General features: G+C 48.5%; 17 protein-coding genes and 2 pseudogenes. 2 read left to right on the top strand and 17 right to left on the bottom strand.

From position 1 onward, the window contains the following. The first annotated feature begins 84 nt into the window (after window positions 1-84). Both Q0380_RS09685 and Q0380_RS09680 read left to right on the top strand, forming a co-directional pair. The gene (locus Q0380_RS09685; RefSeq protein WP_298963169.1) at window positions 85-909 is read left to right on the top strand and encodes a DUF4299 family protein; all 825 of its coding nucleotides are present in this window, start codon (window positions 85-87) and stop codon (window positions 907-909) included. A 182-nt stretch (window positions 910-1,091) separates the two neighbouring features. Continuing rightward, a complete protein-coding gene (locus tag Q0380_RS09680) occupies window positions 1,092-1,307 on the top strand; it encodes a hypothetical protein (protein ID WP_298963166.1) in 216 nt (71 codons plus the stop codon). 249 nt (window positions 1,308-1,556) lie between these two features. Here the strand turns inward: Q0380_RS09680 and Q0380_RS09675 are convergent, their stop codons facing one another. From Q0380_RS09675 to Q0380_RS09600, 17 genes and pseudogenes are all read right to left on the bottom strand, one after another. Then, window positions 1,557-2,597, bottom strand: a complete 1,041-nt coding sequence (locus tag Q0380_RS09675; protein WP_298963163.1) for a DUF3137 domain-containing protein — start codon at window positions 2,595-2,597, stop codon at window positions 1,557-1,559. 82 nt (window positions 2,598-2,679) lie between these two features. Then, on the bottom strand, window positions 2,680-3,108 hold the full coding sequence (locus tag Q0380_RS09670) for a hypothetical protein (RefSeq protein WP_298963161.1): 429 nt from the start codon (window positions 3,106-3,108) through the stop codon (window positions 2,680-2,682). A 482-nt stretch (window positions 3,109-3,590) separates the two neighbouring features. Next, a complete protein-coding gene (locus Q0380_RS09665; RefSeq protein ID WP_298963158.1) occupies window positions 3,591-4,373 on the bottom strand; it encodes a tetratricopeptide repeat protein in 783 nt (260 codons plus the stop codon). A gap of 397 nt (window positions 4,374-4,770) precedes the next feature. Next, a pseudogene (argS, locus tag Q0380_RS09660) lies at window positions 4,771-6,231 on the bottom strand (arginine--tRNA ligase); the annotation flags it as partial. A gap of 120 nt (window positions 6,232-6,351) precedes the next feature. Next, window positions 6,352-6,567: pseudogene (locus Q0380_RS10545) on the bottom strand (arginine--tRNA ligase); the annotation flags it as partial. A gap of 5 nt (window positions 6,568-6,572) precedes the next feature. Beyond that, window positions 6,573-6,782, bottom strand: coding sequence for a twin-arginine translocase TatA/TatE family subunit (gene tatA / locus Q0380_RS09655; protein ID WP_298963152.1), 210 nt, complete (start codon window positions 6,780-6,782; stop codon window positions 6,573-6,575). A gap of 10 nt (window positions 6,783-6,792) precedes the next feature. Beyond that, window positions 6,793-7,407 carry a guanylate kinase gene (gene gmk / locus Q0380_RS09650; RefSeq protein ID WP_298963149.1) on the bottom strand — a complete coding sequence of 205 codons (615 nt, stop codon included), beginning with the start codon at window positions 7,405-7,407 and terminating at the stop codon, window positions 6,793-6,795. Beyond that, window positions 7,407-9,479 carry a hypothetical protein gene (locus tag Q0380_RS09645; protein WP_298963146.1) on the bottom strand — a complete coding sequence of 691 codons (2,073 nt, stop codon included), beginning with the start codon at window positions 9,477-9,479 and terminating at the stop codon, window positions 7,407-7,409. The genes gmk and Q0380_RS09645 overlap by 1 nt, the downstream gene beginning before the upstream one ends. A 57-nt stretch (window positions 9,480-9,536) precedes the next feature. Continuing rightward, window positions 9,537-10,178 carry an ABC transporter ATP-binding protein gene (locus Q0380_RS09640; RefSeq protein WP_298963144.1) on the bottom strand — a complete coding sequence of 214 codons (642 nt, stop codon included), beginning with the start codon at window positions 10,176-10,178 and terminating at the stop codon, window positions 9,537-9,539. A gap of 2 nt (window positions 10,179-10,180) precedes the next feature. After that, window positions 10,181-11,245: a translation elongation factor Ts gene (tsf, locus tag Q0380_RS09635; protein WP_298963142.1), complete on the bottom strand. Its 1,065-nt coding sequence runs from the start codon at window positions 11,243-11,245 to the stop codon at window positions 10,181-10,183. Continuing rightward, window positions 11,245-12,042 (bottom strand): 30S ribosomal protein S2, encoded by a 798-nt coding sequence (gene rpsB / locus Q0380_RS09630; RefSeq protein ID WP_298963139.1) that lies wholly within the window; start codon window positions 12,040-12,042, stop codon window positions 11,245-11,247. The genes tsf and rpsB overlap by 1 nt, the downstream gene beginning before the upstream one ends. Window positions 12,043-12,335: 293 nt before the next feature. Then, the gene (gene iadA / locus Q0380_RS09625; protein WP_298963137.1) at window positions 12,336-13,484 is read right to left on the bottom strand and encodes a beta-aspartyl-peptidase; all 1,149 of its coding nucleotides are present in this window, start codon (window positions 13,482-13,484) and stop codon (window positions 12,336-12,338) included. Window positions 13,485-13,649: 165 nt separating this feature from the next. Further along, the gene (locus Q0380_RS09620) at window positions 13,650-14,405 is read right to left on the bottom strand and encodes a polyphenol oxidase family protein (RefSeq protein ID WP_298963134.1); all 756 of its coding nucleotides are present in this window, start codon (window positions 14,403-14,405) and stop codon (window positions 13,650-13,652) included. 18 nt (window positions 14,406-14,423) lie between these two features. After that, window positions 14,424-15,245, bottom strand: a complete 822-nt coding sequence (locus Q0380_RS09615; protein ID WP_298963132.1) for a riboflavin synthase — start codon at window positions 15,243-15,245, stop codon at window positions 14,424-14,426. Between the two features lie 100 nt (window positions 15,246-15,345). Beyond that, window positions 15,346-15,666 carry a c-type cytochrome gene (locus tag Q0380_RS09610; protein WP_297896608.1) on the bottom strand — a complete coding sequence of 107 codons (321 nt, stop codon included), beginning with the start codon at window positions 15,664-15,666 and terminating at the stop codon, window positions 15,346-15,348. A gap of 279 nt (window positions 15,667-15,945) precedes the next feature. After that, window positions 15,946-17,499, bottom strand: coding sequence for an ATP-binding cassette domain-containing protein (locus Q0380_RS09605; protein ID WP_298963130.1), 1,554 nt, complete (start codon window positions 17,497-17,499; stop codon window positions 15,946-15,948). Between the two features lie 345 nt (window positions 17,500-17,844). Then, window positions 17,845-18,171, bottom strand: coding sequence for a hypothetical protein (locus tag Q0380_RS09600; RefSeq protein ID WP_298963128.1), 327 nt, complete (start codon window positions 18,169-18,171; stop codon window positions 17,845-17,847). Between the last annotated feature and the right edge of the window lie 55 nt (window positions 18,172-18,226).

Below are 18,226 nucleotides of genomic sequence, written 5' to 3'. Positions count from 1 at the left end.
CAAAAACAAAAAGCAACCGCTATTTATGGGGTATTCGGACGCTATGAGCGTTAGCAAGGCATTGGATCTGCTGCCCGATCATCGGTGTTTGGCATAGACGAGAGCGCCGAGGACTTTGACGAAAAGGCGTTTTTGAAATCGCCTTTGAGCGAGCATGAGTGTCTGATTTTAGGCGTGCGAGACAAGAGCGGGCGCGGGATGGAGCTTAGCTACGATGAGGAGCAGCAAAGCTACGCAGTGCGCGTAAATACGCCCGCGACGGTCTTTGATTGGGTTTTGGCGATCTCATATCTGCAGGCGCTATCTAAGCAGCTGGAAAGCGAGATCGCGGGTGAAGACGGCGAAATTTACACTCACGACAAAATAGAGCAATTCGACTACGAGCGCGATATAGCGACGGGACTACATTCGATAGATCAGCACTTAAACGGCGATACGGAGGTAAATTTTTGCTACGGGGTGCAGAGGCCTTTTGCGATAAACCGCGCGATGATGGATGAAATTTTAGCCTCATACAATCCCGCCGCCGAGTTTAGCAAGCGGCTAACCGAGGTGCAGTATCTTGACGCTTACAGCGCGCACCAGAGGTTTTACCGAAATGGGGATGACGGCACGATAATGGGCTCATACGCGCTCACGCAAGACCTACCTACCATCCTGCCCTACAAACCGTTTGTGGAATGGCAAAACGCGGAGATGCTGAAAAATAGCGACGTCGCGCGCTGGCAGATCGCGCTCATAGGCATAGAGGGCGACGAAAACGACGCAGGTAACTACCGCGCGATCGCCGAGCTGGAATACGACGAGTTTATCGCGCAGCTGCCGAAGCAAAGCTACCGCTTCATCGATGCGATCTATATTTTGGTTGACGGGCTAAACGTCAATCAGCTAAAGGCGCTGGCGGGCTAGCTCTACTTGCGGTGAAATTGCGGGATTTTATCGAGGATTGACGCCGCAAAATTTAAAGGGGTGAAATTCGCGGTAAATTTCGCGATGTGTAAAATTCCAAAAGACGGAATTTTATCGCGATGCAAATTTAAGAATTCCACCACGATAAAATTTCGTCGCGGTAAAATTTAGAAAGGTTAAAAATGGAAATGACTTATTATGATTTAAAAATTTACGATAACGGCACGATGCGAGGTGTACTGCAAGATGACATCGAGGCGTTGCCGTTTTTCGACTACTGGCAAAAGATGAGCCTATGCTCGACACAAGGCATCTATATAGACGAAAATGGCAAAGAGCACAGGCTCGTCTATCTGCACGACTGGGAAAAATTTTGCAGATTATTCGCTCGAGAATAGGAGCTACTTAAGCGCGCCCCGGCCGGTAGCGAAAATGAGCGATCCGATCCGTAGCGCATCTCGGTAAGTAGCATAGAAGCAATCCAGGCTTTAGCGCATCTCGATAGGCGGTGTGGAGGATACGACCAAAGCGTAGCACACTTTGGCTGGCGGAGAAATAGCACTCGAGCCGCAATGTATTTCGATAGGCGACAAGTAATGCACTCTCTCACAACACAAGCGGATTTTATCCGCAAAAAGCGACGCGCGTTAATCAGCCAAAATCGCCGCTCCGCTTAAATCCGGGTTCAAATTTAGCTCGTCTATGACCCGCAAAAGCTCTAAAATTTCATTTTTGATCTCAGCGGCCTCCCTTAAGCTCGGCGGCGGCGAAAAGAGCGTTGTTTCAAACTTATTTTTCGCTCCGTTTAAAAATAGATAAAGCTTATCGTCCATAAACGCCGCGCTCAGCCCTATTTCCCCCGCGAATTTTTCCTTTAGCTCTCGCAGGTACTGCATAAACGCGGGCGTCAAAAGATACCTTGCCCCTACTTTATCATCCGCAAAGACCCTAAATTCTTTGCTAAAAAACAGGTCGTCCATCTGCTCTTTTTCGCCTAAAAATCTGGTGTTTAGCGTGCGGCTCGCGACTATAGTTTGCCCGCTAAATTTCTTGTAAAACTCGCAGACCAAGACCGAGCCGCTGAACGCCTGCATATCCTTCATGGCCTCCCATGCAAAAATTATCGCGGATAGCAAATTTAGCGCCGCCGAGTCGCTTAGCTCCAGCGTCGCGCCGTTTGGGATATCGATCGCTTCGCTGAGGCTAAATTTGACGCCCTTATAAATACCGCTGATTTGATCTTCGGCACGAAATTCATCCGGCGAATAGATGCCGATTTTGCGAAATTCTTTGCGGCTGATGCCGGCATTCGGATCGTAGTTAAAATTTGGATCTGTGCTCCGAATAGCGGCGCGGACGAAAACGTCTTTATAAAACGCTTTGTAATCCCCCAGCTCGCTGGTCACTCGGCCCCTGTTAGCCATTAGCGCGGCGAGAAAAAACGGAATATAGATAATGATGAAAAATAGCGGTGCAAGGCGATTTTCAAAAAGATGCCCTACGGCAAATCCGCCGCCTACGGGCAGTGCTATTATAAATAAAATTCCCAAAAACAGATACTTTGCAAATGCTAGCCGGCACTCTTTTTGCTTTTTGGCGGTGGCAACTATTGCTTCGTTTAGGTTCAAAATTTTACCTTTATTTAAAATTTGCGCGATGTATTTCGCGCCTGGAGCGAATTTTAGCAAAATTTACGCCGCAAAGATACGGCGGCGTGAGTAAATTTTATTAGGCGGATTAAATTTATGAAATTTGCGTCGCGGCGGCGATCTACTCGGACGTGCGCTGATTTAGCCACATTTTAAGATTGCCCGCACCCTCTTTTAGCACCACAAATCCTGCGGCGGCAATACAGACAAAATTAATTAGCGAGCCCCTCCCGCCGACGTTTAAAATCCCAAAGCCCACGATCCACAGCGCCGCGCCGAAGCCAAGCGTGCACACGGCGGTCGCGATCCCCAGCTTGCGGCGCAAGGGGCTTGGTTTGCGCGCTACCTGAACCCGCGTAATCACGTAGCTGCCCGCATATCCTCCGCGGATGAAATACGCGCGCGCAAGCTCGCCCTCCTCCACGGGGATATCGTTAAACTCGCCGCGCAGTTTCACGCCGTCTATCTCGAAAAATACCCAAATTTTGCTATTTCCTCTTGCAGTGTGGACGCGGAGATTTCGAACCTCGCCCGTGATCTCATATTCCAATTTGTCTCCTCAAACATAGCTTCGCGCTTTGCTTCCGCGCTAAATTCCGCGCCGTAAAATTTTAAAATCAAAATTTATGCCTTGCTCGCAGCGCTGTCCGTAAAATTTTAAAGTTGAACCTCTACAAGCACTAAATTTAGAACTAAGCCTTAAAAATTTTATAGCAATAGAATTCCAAATAAAGCTCGCCGCTAAATTTGGCTAATCGCATGCATGGGCTATCTGCGCCTTGCCGAATTTCGCATGTCGCAAAATCGCGGCGAAATTCCACGCGCCGTAAAAGCTCATAAATCCGCGGCGGCAATATCGCAGGCAAGCCCATCGCAAAAACCAATACCGCGCGACTAGCAGTACAAATATGCGATGCAAGGCGGATAGCACAATAGACGCCATACGACGGATGACGCACGGCGAGCAATACAAAACAGGCGGCGTGTACGGCAGGCAGTACAAACCGAAACATGCACCGGGTTACCAAGCGCCTACTTCTTTAAAATTTGCTCTTTCATGAATTCATAGAGCTGGCAGGATTTTTTATTGCCCGCGTCGCAGCCCTTTTTGACGCATCCAAGCCCCTTGGAAAATCCGCGCAAATCTCCCTTGCTCACATATAAATAGCCTAAATTATTGCAGGCATCGCCGTAGCCCAGCTCGCAGGATTTGGTGTAAAGCTTCTCCGCCTTGTCGCGATCCTGCGGCGCGCCGAGGCCCTTATCATACGCAACGCCGGCGTTATAGCAGCTATCAACTAATCCGCCGTCACAGCCTCGCTCGAAAAAGCTCACCGCCTTTGCCTGATCCGCCGCGAGCCCGAAACTGCCCGTGAAATAGACTACGGCCGCATTGTGGCAGCTCTTGGCGTAGCCCAAATCGCAGGCTTTGATATAGTGCCGAGCTGCCGCGGCGAAGTCCCTACTCAGCCGTCCCCGCTGATATAGGTTGCCTAGCTTGTGGCAAGCTATGGCGACGTTTTTATCGCACGCTGCGGCATAAAATACGCCCGCTTGCGTCGCATTGCCCTCGCCGTCGTATAGGGCACCCAAATCAAAGCAGCTATCTTTCTCACCCGCCTCGCAAGCTTTAGCAAGAGCGAGCTTGGCGCCGTCGTAATCTCCGTGGGAGAGCTTGTCGCGCCCCAGCTGCGCGCAGCTTACGCCATCGCCGCGGTAGCACTTAAACGATAAAACGGGTGACGGCCAAAAAAGCACCATAACCAAGATGCAAACGGCAATCGAAAGCGCCGCTATGTCGATGATCTTTCTCATATCTATCCTTTTTGCGGCGATGCGCCGCGGGACTTAAGGAGTATTCTCTTGCAGGCGAATTCCGCCAAGGAGAATTTTACGAATTAAATTTCGTCGTATGAAATTTAATCTGCACAAAAATTTTAGTACCTCAAGCCTTGTTTTAAAATTTTACTTCGAACTTCCACGCCACAAAATTTTAAAATTTTGAAATTCCGCAAGCGGTAAATTTACGACCGAATTTTAAATTTTACGAACGACGTCGTAGCAATATTGCGAAACCGCTCGTAAAATTCTAAAATCGAAATTTTACGAACCGTAAATTTAGAGCCAATCTTTAAAATTTCATAGCGATAAAATTTTAAGTAAAATTTCGTTCGTGAGATTTAGGCTATCGGCGCGAATGTAGCCTGTGCGGCTACATTTTCTCTTTCGCGCTTAGACCCATCAGAGCAAACGCTGTGCGGATACTGAGCGCTACGAGCGCGAACAGCTTGAGCTTCGCATCCTCGTTCTCGCTGCCTACGACGCGGTTTTCGTTGTAGTATTTGTGAAAGTCCGCCGCGAGCGCCTTTAGGAAATCTGGCAACTTCTGCAAGCCGCGCGAATTAAATGCGTCGTTTAAAATTTCATTCAAGCTAAGCGCCGCAAAAGCTAGGCCGAGCCCCGCTTCATCTAGCGCGCCGAAGTCCGCGCCCAAGACGTCCGTCTCGCGCTTGCCCGCTTTGGTAAAAATTTGATTGACCCGCGCGTGAGCGTAGTTGATGTAAAAGATCGGATTGCTGCTGTCCTCGCGCGCGAGCTCGTCCACGTCGAACTCAAGCGGCGTCTCGCCCTTTTTGCTGATAAAGATAAATCGCATCGCGTCCCTACCGATCGCAGCGAGCACGTCGCTCATCAAAATCGCGTTGCCCGCGCGCTTGCTCATCTTGTAGGTCTGCCCGTCTTTGAGCAAATTTACCATCTGCATTAGGATGATCTCGAGCCTGCTTTCGTCGTAGCCCAGAAAATGCACGGCAGCCTTTAGACGCGCGATGTAGCCGTGATGATCGGCGCCCCAGATGTTGATGCAGCGCTCGTAACCGCGCTCAAATTTGTTGTTGTGATAGACGATGTCGCCCGCAAGATAGGTCGGGCGCGCATCCTCGCGGATGACGACGCGATCCTTTTCGTCGCCGAGCTGCGATGAGCGGATCCAAATTTTGTCGTCCGCCTCATACATCTTGCCGCTGCGCTCAAGCTTCTTAATCGTAGGCTCAAGCTCGCCGTAGAGGCTCTTTTCGCTAGCCCAGTTTTGGATATGGATGCCCGCGTCTGCGAGATCTTTTTGGATGATCTTTAACACTTCGTCTTTAGCAAACTCCGCAAGGATCAAAACGCGCGATTCGTCGCGGAAAATTTCATCGCCAAATTGGGCGCGCGCAAGAGGGATGATCTCGTCGATATACTCGCTGCGATAGTATTTCTCGGGATAGATCACGTCCTCGCCCGCGAGCTCGCGCGCACGAAGCGCGATCGAAGTGCCCAAAAGCTCGATCTGATTGCCCGCGTCGTTGATGTAGTACTCGGTATCGACACGGTGCCCAAGATAGCCTCCGATGCGCGCGAACGTATCGCCGTAAACGGCGCCGCGCACATGCCCGATATGAAGCGGACCGGTCGGATTGGCGCTGATATATTCGAGCAGAATTTTTTGCGGCATAGCGACGGAATTCTGCGCCTCATCGCAATTTGATGCTACGAGGGAATTTGTCGCCTCTTCGGAATTCTGCGAAATAAAATTTTGGCTAGCGGCGGAATTCTGCGATTTAGCAGCGTCATTACCGCTCGCAGCCAGATTTGCAGCGGAGCCTTTGCTAGCAGGCTCACTCGCACAAATCTTTTCCGAAACTGGTAAAATTCCACGTCCAAGCTCGGCGTCGTTTTTCGCAAAATCGCCGCCCAGTCTAAGGGCGTTTTCAGCAAGTGTGCCCAACACGGCGGGCTTTAGGTGAAAATTTAGATAGCCGTTAACCGCCGTCGCGCTTAGAATTTCGCTATCTTTAAATTTAGCCGCAAGCTCCTCGGCGATTAGCTTTGGCGCCTTTCGCAGCTCCTTAGTCAGCGCGAAAGCCTCGGGCGAGGCGTAATGAGCCAAACTTTTATCTTTGGGTTTTTCTAAAACGACTTTGCGAGATAAAATTTTAAAAATTTCATTTAAGACTAAATTTTTCAAATCCTTTACGCCTTTTTAGTATCGCTGATTTCGGCGTCTTTAACCTCTTCCTCGGTCTTTTTCTCGACCTTTTCAGGCGTATCGTCCTCCATCTCTTTTTTGAAAGTCTTAATGCCCTTACCTACGCCCTTTGCGAGCTCGGGGATCTTTTTAGCTCCGAAAAGCAACACGATGATCACTAAGATAATTAGCAGTTGTTGAACGCTTACGCCCATTTTTTCTCCTTTAAATTTTCCAAATTTCGATTAGTTTGCCTATGTCGCGGCTCGCCGTTTCTAGTTTGATAGTTTTATAGATCGATTTTAAATTTTCATATGCCGCTTCCAGGCGGTCGTTTATTATGAAATAATCATACTCACCCAGACGCTCCATCTCCTCTCGCGCGTTTTGCAGGCGTAAAGCAATATCGGCAGGATCATTATCGCCACGAGCACGCAACCTATCTCTAAGCTCCGACAAGCTCGGCGTAGTAATAAATACACTAGTAAGCTCGCTTTTAGGCACTTTGCTACGCACGATCTCATATCCTTGCACATCGATGTCAAAAATCACGATCTTGCCCCGCTCAAGCTCGCTCGTAGCGGCTTTTAGCGAAGTACCATAGTATTTGCCATGAACTAACGCCCACTCTAAAAACTCTCCGCGCTCAATACCTGCGCGAAACTCGCTCTCGCTTATGAAGTGATAATTCACGCCATCCGCTTCACCCGCACGCATTTCGCGCGTCGTAGAGGAGATCGAGAAGTATATCTGCTCGCCAAATTCTGCGATAAGACGCTTTATAAGCGTGCTTTTGCCGCTGCCGCTTGGACCGGAAACGAGCAAAATTTTGCCTTTCACTATCTATCTCCAAACGATATGTCGATATTGATCTTAAAGTCCTTCAGCGCGTCCTTAGCGTCCTTACTGCCCGCAAATCTCTCGATCGTACTTGCGATGCCCGCTTCCAGATCATCGCGCAGTTTGGTTTTCAGCTCCTCGGCGCTCGGTTTTTTACCATGCTCGTTACGCAGCGACTCGCTTTTGGTGCTAGACCCTAGCTCGCTTGCCATAAGGCTAGCAAACTCCGCCGCAGCCGAAGCGGCAAGCTCATTCGGCGTAGATTGCGCGCCAAATTTCATCTCATTTACCTGCTCGGACGCACCAAATTTATGCGCTTTAAATTCGGTGCGCTCCGAAGGCTTTGAAGTATTAAATTTTATCTGCTGCGCGGCGCTCTTTGCGAGCTTGTCGGATTTAAATTGCTCGCTATCAGCGGAGCTTGCGGCAAACGAGTTTGCGAAATCGCCCTCCATAGCGCGCAAAAATCCGTCCGCAAACCCGCCGGCAACGCTATTGGCTTGCTCGCTTTGCTTCGGTAAATCTGAGGCATCTAATATGTGCGGCAAGTTTAGCTCCGAAAAATTTGGCGCAGGAGTGGAATTTGTAGTCCCGGTATTGCTAGAATTTGCAGAAGCTGCGAAATTTGCGCCAATTGAATTCCATGCTTCATTATGAGCAGACATAGGCGTATTCTGTGCAAGTCCGCCAGTAAATTCCATACTTTGAAACGGAACGGCGTTATAAAGATTTTCGCGAGGTATATCGCCCGCACCCGCTAACGCAATCGGCGTATCTGAAGCGACCTCGTATTGAGACGAAATTTGCGTTTTTTGAAAATCCGTAGCCGTTTTATTTTTATCATGCGCAGATCTTTTCTCCTCTTTTTCATCGGAAGCAAACGCAGCCGCGGCAAAATTATCATATCCGCCAAACTCCTCCACGGGCATGCCAGCGCTATCGAAAAGCCTGGAAAAATCCATATCAAATCCACTGTTAACAGACGCGCCAGCTGCATCTTGCACTACTTGCGAGGTAGATTTTTTTTCATCTGTTTTATAGGCAAATGAGCCGTCTGACTCATGCTGTTTAAGCGTAACGTCCGCAGAGTCTTTCGTTTTCTCTAGATTAGGCGCAGCGTCTGCCTTTTTTTCAACAGCAGTTTCATTAGGGCTATCAGCTCTTTGCGGCTCATCTTGCTGTGCAAGCGGTAAAGTTTCGCTTGCCCGTGTGGTGGAAATTTCATCTTCTATTTGCGATTTATTTGTTTTGAAATTCTTAGGATTTTCATCATCTAGCGCTGCTAGAGCTATCGGAGCGTCATCCTTTGCGAGTGGAATTTCATCTTGAGGCGCGTGATTACTTTCGGCGGGTTCGCTTGTGCCGATACTATTTAACGGCGCATCCTCGGGGATATCGCTAGCAGCTAAGTTTAGAGGCATATCGTCTGCGATATTATCCGCAATCTTTTCTGCAACGGCGTTAAGCGGCGTATCATCGGCGATGGTGTCCGCAAGAGCTGCTTCATCTGCAAGCTGCGAGAGCGGAATATCATCTGCGATCTCGTCCGTGCGCGGCATATCGCCTACTAACTGCGAAAGCGGCACATCATCTGCAATCTCGGGCGCTATATCGTTTGCCAGCTGCGAAAGCGGTATATCCTTGCCGGAGTCATAAAAGCTATCCACAAGCTCTTCAAAATTACTACCCGAAGCGGAATTTGCCTGATCAATCGCATCAATCTCTTTCATAACGGAGCTTGCGTCGGCAAATTCTTTCGCCATTTTTTCTTTCGCCTGCACGCTCATATTTTGAACCGAAAACTCGCTGATAAACGTGATGAGCTCAAGCGGCGAAAAAGGCTTGGTAAGGGTGTATCGCGCTCCTGGCACCGAGACATTCTTAGGCGTCAGAAACAGCGTTTTATTAAGATCAAATTTTGAAATATCATCGCCATCTTCATAATTTTTTATCGTCAAATCATATTCACTCTCGTCTGCACTATATGCTACCAGATCCGCACCGATGCGCTCGCAGCAAATATTTACGACACTTGCAACCTGCTCATTGTGATTGTCAAGTAGAATTTTCATTTATGACCTTTTAGAAAGAATTTGGGCTATTGTAAGATATTTTTGGTTATTAATTGCTTATATTTGCGCTAAATTTCGGTTATTTAGGCGATAAACTTTGCAGCATTTTTGCGCTAAATTCTCATCGTGGGTCACGAGCACGAGCGCGCCACGACTGGATTTTACGTAATCAAAAATCACGCCCATGACCTCGTTTGCGGTATCTTTATCTAAATTTCCGGTCGGCTCGTCGGCAAAGATTATGCGCGGCTTTTTGCAAAGTATACGGGCGATACTCACGCGCTGCTGCTGTCCGCCGCTAAGCTCGCCCACGCCTTGCTTTAAAGTATGTTCGATCTGAAGCTTTTTTAAAATTTCATCATCTATCGCGTTATTCGTAAGTTTGGCGGCGAGTTCGATATTTTCGCCGGAGGAAAAACCCTTAAAAAGGTAGTGGGATTGGAAAATTATACCGAAGTCGTTGCGGCGGATTTTAAGTCTCTCATCGGAGCTTAGCTTGTAAATACTGCGCCCGCCGTAAATTACCTCGCCGGAGTTCGGCTTTAAAAGAGTACATAAAATATGAAGCAAGGTCGATTTGCCGCAGCCGCTAACGCCCAAAATAGCGATGCTCTCGCCCTCCCCAACGCTTAAGCTTACATTTTCAAAGAGCGTATAATCATACGCGTGAGTAAGATTTACGCCCTTTAGAAGTTCCATATTTAGCCGATTTGAGCCGCTACTTCGGCAGCGAAGTCTTCGCTCTTTTTCTCTAGACCCTCGCCCACTTCGAAGCGGACGTATTTTACGATCTCGATCTTGCCGCCTAGTTTTTTAGCCTCTTCGTCAATCACCTGCTCGACGGTTTTCTTATCGTCCATGACGTAAAATTGCCCTAGCAACGTGAGGCGCTGATCAATTTGGGTATTATCGGCGATGAAGCGATCAATCTGGCCCGGTAAAATTTTATCCCAAATTTTTTCAGGCTTATTTTGCTTGCGAAGCTCATCTTTTAAAGCTTCGATCTCTTTGGCTAAAATTTCATCGCTTAGATGCGCGCGCGAGCCGAACTGCGGGATCTTATGAAGGGGCTTACCTAAGCGCACAAACTCCTCGTTTTCCTTCTCAAACTCGCCTTTAAGAGCTAAAAATTCTTTTTCGATAAAATCGGGATCAAGCTCTTTATAGCTGATAACCTGCGGTTTCATCGCGGCTGCGTGCATGCAGAGATTTTTTATAAGCTCCTTCGCACCCTCCGCAGTTCGCTCGCTGTCGCAAGCTGCTGCGATGATTACACCTACGCGGCCGTTTGAGTGCAGGTAGCCGTTTACCACGCCGTTTGCGCCCGCCTTAATCGTCTCAAATCTTCTAACGACTAAATTTTCGCCGATCGTAGCGATCTGGCTCTTTAGATGCTCATCAAATTTAACGCCGTCGATGATGCTGGAATTTAGCTCATCAATGCTGCTAATGCCCTTGCTTTGGATATGTAGAGTAGTATTTTTAACTAAATTTATAAAATTTTTATTTTTAGCTACGAAGTCGGTTTCGGAATTTATCTCGCTTATGGTAGCGATCTTGTGATCCGCGCCCACTTCGACGCTCACTAGGCCCTCGCTAGCTAGGCGATCGGCTTTTTTAGCAGCCTTTCCAAGGCCCTTTTCGCGAAGCAGATCGACGGCCTTATCCATATCGCCGTCTGTTTCAACTAAAGCCTTTTTGCAGTCCATCATCCCCGCTCCGGTGCTTTCGCGGAGCTCTTTTACCATTTGCGCGCTGATTTCCATTACTCTTCGTCCTCGCTTACGTCAAAATCCTCTTCGCTCATCGCCTCGGCTACGACTTCCTCTTTCTCCTCGTCGCTGACGGCTTCGCTCTGCTCGACATCCTCGCTTGCGTCTTGATCGCGAAGTGCCTTGCCTTCGTTGATCGCCTCAGCCATCTCTTGGCAGAAAAGCTGAACTGAGCGGATCGCATCGTCGTTGCCAGGTATCGGGAAATCGACTACGTCCGGATCGCAGTTCGTATCCAAAGGCGCGATAACCGGCATTTTTAGGCGGTTAGCTTCCGCTACGGCGATCTTTTCTTTTACAACGTCGATGACGAAGATCATATCGGGAAGGCCCTTCATATTGCGAATACCGCCTAGATAAAGCTCGAGCTTCTCTTTTTTGCGGCGAAGCATTAGTGCCTCTTTTTTAGTTAGTAAATTTATCGAGCCGTCCTCTTCCATAGTCTCGATTACTTCGAGCTTGCGGATCGATTGCTTGATAGTGGAAAAATTCGTCAGCATGCCGCCTAACCATCTGTGGCTCACATAAGGCATGCCGCATTTTTCGGCGTACTCTTTTAGCGTCGCGCCAGCTTGTTTTTTGGTACCTACGAAAAGTATCGTCTTACCCTCTGCAGCCGCGTTGCGAACGATATTATAAGTATAGCGGAAGTAGCGGATAGTTTTTTGTAGATCTATGATGTAGATACCTTTTCTCTCGCCGAAAATGAATTTTTTCATCTTCGGATTCCATCTGCGCGTTTGGTGTCCGAAATGAACGCCGCACTCTAGCAAATCTCTCATTGTTACCATGAGTTTTCTCCTTGTGGGTTGCCCCGAAATTTAGGTTTCTCCTCCACACCCATTAACATTTGTTTTTGACAAACGCAACCAAATTTTAGGATTGGTGTGTGTGAATTGAAGCTGGGATTATATTTAAAAATAGCTAAATTAAAGCTAAATTTAATATAATCCAGACCCCTGCGCGGTTAAATTTTGTGCCGTAAAGATGAGGTGGTCGAAAGAGACGCGAGCGAAATTATTCGTCAAATTTAGCGAGCGCAAGCCGCCTTTATAAATTTAAAAAGCGGCATCTGCTTTAAATTTTACTCAAAAAATCCCTTTTTCACGAGCTTGCCCTCTTTTACGCAAAACTCCCCTTTTGCGATCACGCTATCTAGGTTTAGAGCTTCGTCAAATACCGCAAAATCGGCGTCAAAGCCCGTTTTTATCTCGCCTTTGCCGTTTAAATTTAGATATTTTGCGACGTTTTTGCCCATCATGCTCAGCGCTTGCGGGATGGTTAGGATTTTATTTTTCACGCAGGCTTGCAAGACCTCTAAATTCGTCTCGCACGAAGCGCAGCCGTAGCCAACCAGCGCGCCGTTTTCGTCAAATCTAGGCACGCTACCGTTGCCGTCCGAGCTCATCATTAGGCGCTCTAAATTTAGCCCGTTAGCAAGCCCGTACGCGATAACTTTGTGAAGCGGCGCAAATTTACTTCCACCGCTCGTGATGTCGATGTAGCCGCCCATTTTTTGAAATTTGATCGCCTCGTCAAAGAGCTCCTTCGTACGCGCGCAGTGCGTCGGCGAAAAGTAATTAACAGGAAACGAATAATCCTTGATCACGCTAAAAATCAGGTCAAATTTATCCGCGAGCCCGCCCATGTGCATGTGCAGTACGCCGCCTTTTTTCGAGATCATACCGCCGATGCGTATCTGCGTCAGGGTCTTGATGAGCTCCTGAGAGGTCGGGTAGCTGCCGCGGTTGTCGCTCATCGCGATCTTACAGCCGATGACCTTGTCGATAAGCACCAGATCGCGCGTGACAGAACCCGTAAATGTAACGCTAGGCAGCCCGTAAGAGCCGGTGTGGATGAAGGTCGAGATGCCCTCGTACTCAAGCGCCTTGGCCTTTGAGTAGAGGTTTTCTAGGCTCCTCGTGCACCCATCCGTACCTAGCGTGCCCACGACCGTCGTCGTGCCGTAGCGGATGATTTGCGATAGCGTTATTTCGGGCGTGCGCGAGTGATAGCCCGCCTCGCCGCCGCCGCCCGTGATGTGCACGTGCTGATCGATGAGCCCCGGTGCTAAAATTTTGCCCTCCAGGTCGTAAATTTCAAGCCCGTCTATAGTAGAATGGCGAAAATCAAGCTCCTTGGAAACGGCTAAAATTTTACCTCCTCCGAGCAAAACGTCGCTCCTACCGACGTGTTCTGGCGCGTATAAATCGGTATTTTTAAGTAACAGCATATTTTCTCCTTTGCTTTGGATTTTTTATAAATTTTACGTTTTTTGGCTTTCTTGACTGCGATGTCACGCCGCAATCTCGCCTATTTTTCGCCGCTTCGTTTTACAGCGCCTCTACGTTAAATTTTATAGAGTTTCATAAAATTCCGGCAACTTCGCGGAAAAATTTTATATCCTAATTTTTGCTTTTAATCCACATAGCTTATTCATCACAAAGCCGCAGAAGCGCCCCGTGACGCCGTCTCTGCGGTAGGAAAAATGCCGCTCGCTCTCAAAAGTGCAGCGCGGATCAAATTTAACGTTTCGCACCCCCGCAGCTGCGAGCTCATCGCGCAGCGCGGCGTTCATATCGAAATACCCCTGCGTTTTATAGCGCTCAAACTCGCCCAGATCGAGCCCGCCAAGTTCGTAATTTCGCGCCTTGATATTCGCGCCCACGAATACCTTCAGCTCCGCAGCGACGCAGCCGAAGCGCTTGCTCATCAAATTTATCGCATTCGTGCAGATCCGCCCTATCACGCCCGCGCGCCCCGCATGCACCGCAGCAACCACGCCGCGCCGCTCATCAGCGATCAGCACGGGCGAACAGTCCGCTACCAGCACACACAGCGCCACGCCGCGCAGATCGGTCACTAGGCCGTCGCAGGGCGAGATTTCATCGCTACCTGCGCATAAAATTTCAACTTTGTTTGAGTGGATCTGACGCATAAATTTTAAATTTCGAGGTGCGATACCGAGCGCGGCGGCTAAAATTTCGCGGTTTTGCGCGACGTTTTGCGGATCGTCGCCCACGTGATCCCCTAAATTTAAGCTCGCGTAAGCTCCGCCGCTTACGCCTCCTTCGCGCGTGCTAAAGCCCGCTAGCACGCCGTGCCCATCCAATACGAGCTCAAGATTTTCTCTGCAAATTCCGATTTTGTCCATCGCAAGTTACTTGGCGCCCTAATACAGGCTCAAAATTTTATCCACCGCATCCCAAGAAAGCCCGTCTTGCTCGCCCTCGGCACTCGCGTCGTGCGCCGCAACAGTGCCGCGACCGACGAGCTGTCCGCCGGCAAAGCCCAGCTGCGCCGCGACATACCGCGCGAGCAGATCGGTCTCGATATTTACGCGGCGCCCGATTTTGTAGATTCCAAAGAGCGTATCTTTGAGCGTGAGAGGGATGATCGTAAGGCGAATGGCACAGCTTTGCGCTTCGCTCTTTAAATTTGCGCCCAAGGAGTTTAGATCGCGAACGGAATTTGAGTCGCTAAAATTTTGCCCGTGCAAGCTTGAGCCGCTAGAATTTGCGCCGTGCGAACCTTTGCGGTCTTTGTGAGCAAAATTTCCGCCGCCCGCAAGCACTTCGTTGATCGTTAGGCTCACGCCATCGATCGCTACCGAGCCTTTCGGCGCTAGCAGCGGCGCTATATGCAGCGGCGCGCGGATAAAAAAATCGACGCCGCTTGGAAGCTTTGAAATTTTATAAATTTCGCCCACGGCATCGACGTGTCCTTGGATCAAATGCCCGTCTATGCGCTCGCCTAGCCGCATCGCAGGCTCTATATGCACAGGACCGCGCAGGTTTTGCACGGCGATGACGCGCGCCGTCTCGCTCGAAAGCTGCACCGCAAATCCGTCCGCAAAAAGCCGCGTCACGCTTAGGCACGCGCCGTTTACCGCGACGCTATCGCCGAGCGCGGGGCGGTATCTCGCGCGCAGTCGCAGCAAATCGCCGCTAAAGCTCGCAACCTGCGCGATCTCTCTGATCAGTCCGTTAAACATTATGAGCCTTTGGAATTTTTACGTGATATTAGCGTAGAATTTTAAAATTTAAAGTTAAGCGAGCTCGGCGAGCGCGAAGCCCGCCGAATGAAGTTTGAAATTATTTTTTAGAGACGATGAAATCGGCTAGCGCTTCGATCGATTCGTCGTTGAGCGAAGCTGCTTGACCCTTCATAACGCCCATCATTCCAAATTTTCCCTTGCCCTCTCCCAGAGTGCCGTCTTTGTAGCCTTTTAGGCTAGCGATGATATCTTCCTTGCTTAGGGTGTTTAGCGCAGGTACTTTGCCGCCAAGATAAGGCTTCTCGGCGTTAGCTCCATGACAGGCCACGCATTTTTTATATAAAGTAGCGCCGTCAGCGGCGAATACACTCGAACTAAACGCCGCAACCGCAGCACATGCAATAAGAACTTTTTTCATTCCTATCCTTTCTTTTTAAATTGTGGGTGCAGTATAATCAAAATTTAGTAAATTTCGGCTAAATTTTTGCAATTTGCGCTAAAGAGGCGAAATTCTATCTACTGCAAACTTTAGCGTAGAGACTCAAAGCGGAATTTATGCTGTAAAATTTTAAGCGAATTTCGCCTTGCCACTTAAATTTCAATCGTAAAATTTCGCGGCGAAATTCTAAGGCGAAATTTCATCTAGACGCCAAATTCCAGCGCGAAATTTCTCGTAGAATTTTAAAATTTAGCCACTTTACTTTATGCGCGAAATTTCGCCTCTTTGCATCTTATAAATTTTATCTGCGGCGCCGAAGTATTTATCATCGTGCGAGATCGCAAATATCGTGTATCCGCGAGATTTCAGCTCCGGCAAAATCCGCTCGTAAAACTCCGCGCGAAACTGCGGATCGAGATCGGCCGCAAACTCATCAAGCATCAAAAATTTGCGCCCGTCCATCAGCACGCTTACGAGCGCCAAGCGCTTGCGCTGCCCGCTAGATAGGCTCGTGGTGCTAAATTTAGACCCCTTTAGCTCAACCTTATCCTGCAGGTGCGTAAGCGCCAGCCACTCGCGCGCGATGTCCGCATCGCCCGTAGCGTAGTCGAAGAGGTAAAAATCGCTGAAAACCGCGCTTATGTTGTTGCTGTAGGCGCGCAGATCAGAGGGTTTAAGGGCCGCGCCGTCGGCTAAAATTTCACCCGCTTGCGGCGTATAAAGGCCCGCTAAAATCATAAAAAGCGTCGATTTTCCGCTGCCGTTTTCGCCGATCAAAAACACCGTTTCGCCCGCATTTAGCTGCAAGCTTACCCCTTTGATGCCGAATTTCCCACCGGGATACAAAAAGCCCACGTCTTTAAGCTCCAGGCTGTGCCACGGCTGCATTTGCGCAAGCTCAAAGCCCTGCACGAATGGGTCCAAGTTTAGCTCATTTATCTTTGCGTAGGCGATCTTTGCGCGCAGCACGCTAGGAAGCGAGAATATGAGCATCATCAAAGGCGCGCGCAAAAAAAGCACTGTAAGTGCGATCGTTACGGCGTTTGCAAGCTCCGCTTTGCCGCCGCTTAGCCCGAAATAAAGCACAAAGCCTACGGCGCCGAGCATCATCACGTTCATAAAATTACTCGCAAACGCGCCGTAAACCTCGGCTCGCAGCGAGCTTTGGCGTAAATTTTGCGCGTTGGGCAAAAAGTCGTTTTCGTATAGGCTCTTTGCTTTGGCTAGGCTTAGCGACAGCTCTTTGTGCCCCTCGATCGCCGCGGCGTAGTTTTTATACAAAACGTCCTCGTTTTGGCGGTACAGATCGTAATTTTGCATGACTTTTTTCATCAAAAAACGATTGAAAATCATCAGCGCGCCGATCCAGACGAATAAAAACGCAAACATCATAGGCGCGATATACAGCACGTAGATGCCGCAAAACAGCACGATCATCGCGCCTTGAATGAGCTCTGAGATGCGCATAAAGCCCTCGGTCAGGCGCGAAATATCGCTGGAAAGGGACGCAAGCAGGTTCGCCTTCGACGCAGCCTCGATGCGCTCGAACTTCGTATCGATGATCTGCTTGATGATCTTGGTGCGCAGATCGAATACGAAGTCGTTTTCCATCTTGCAAAGCATGATGCGACTTAGCACCGAAAGCAGCAGAAATATCGCCAAGAGCGCGAAAAATAGCGCGATGATCCTGCCGCCTCTTTCGGCGCCGTCAAGTAGATATTTATTGATAAAGCTTAAAATCAAGATCCCCGAGCCGCTGTAAATCGCGTTTAGCGCGAGCATCGCGAGGATTTGCTTGGTATATTTTTTCATCTTTCGCCCCAATGAAATTTGAGCGCAATTGTGGCAAAATTCGCTTGAAAAAACGGTTAAATTTTAAATCCGTTCTCATTTCGCGAATAAAATTTATTCAAGCTGCATAAAATTCCGCTACAAATATGCGCGGGATTGTGCCATAAACCGGCGTGAAATTTCATCGCGAATCTGTGTAAAATTTCATTTTGATCACTCACAACTTAGCTAGAGCATGTGAGTTGCCACCAAAGACGACAAAGATGCGGCAACAAACAGTTTGTAAGACTTTTAAAATAAAGATAATGTTTCAAGGTGATATCCATGGCCACAAGCCCATGATGATGTTTTAAATGGAGTTAATATTTATAACTCCCCTAGCGGCAGCATAAAAAAGCCATTTCTCTGGGTATTAGAATTGTAAGTATTTATTATTTTGGATACCTCTTGATATTCGTACGGCGTCATCTCTATGTTTAATATCTCCTGTTGTATCTCTTGCACAAACTCAGTATCATAACCAAAATCTTGGCCCAAATGCCGTAATATAAATTTTACTTCATCAATTACGTCATATGGATTATTTAGCGCCTTTACGGCTTGTCTATAAAAATCCTTTGCCATATCCGTGCAGTCATATTTAGTAAATATAGCATTCCACACAAAATTATCGCTAGTTTTTGCTTTTATCAAAAAAGAATACTCCGTCATACTCCTGCCACATCTCTTGTTCTATCATGCTTATGCT

Source organism: uncultured Campylobacter sp., assembly GCF_937959485.1.
In the GTDB taxonomy this organism is placed as follows: domain Bacteria; phylum Campylobacterota; class Campylobacteria; order Campylobacterales; family Campylobacteraceae; genus Campylobacter_B.
Note: the sequence above shows the minus strand (reverse complement) of the source record. Positions and strands in the feature narration are given on the sequence as shown.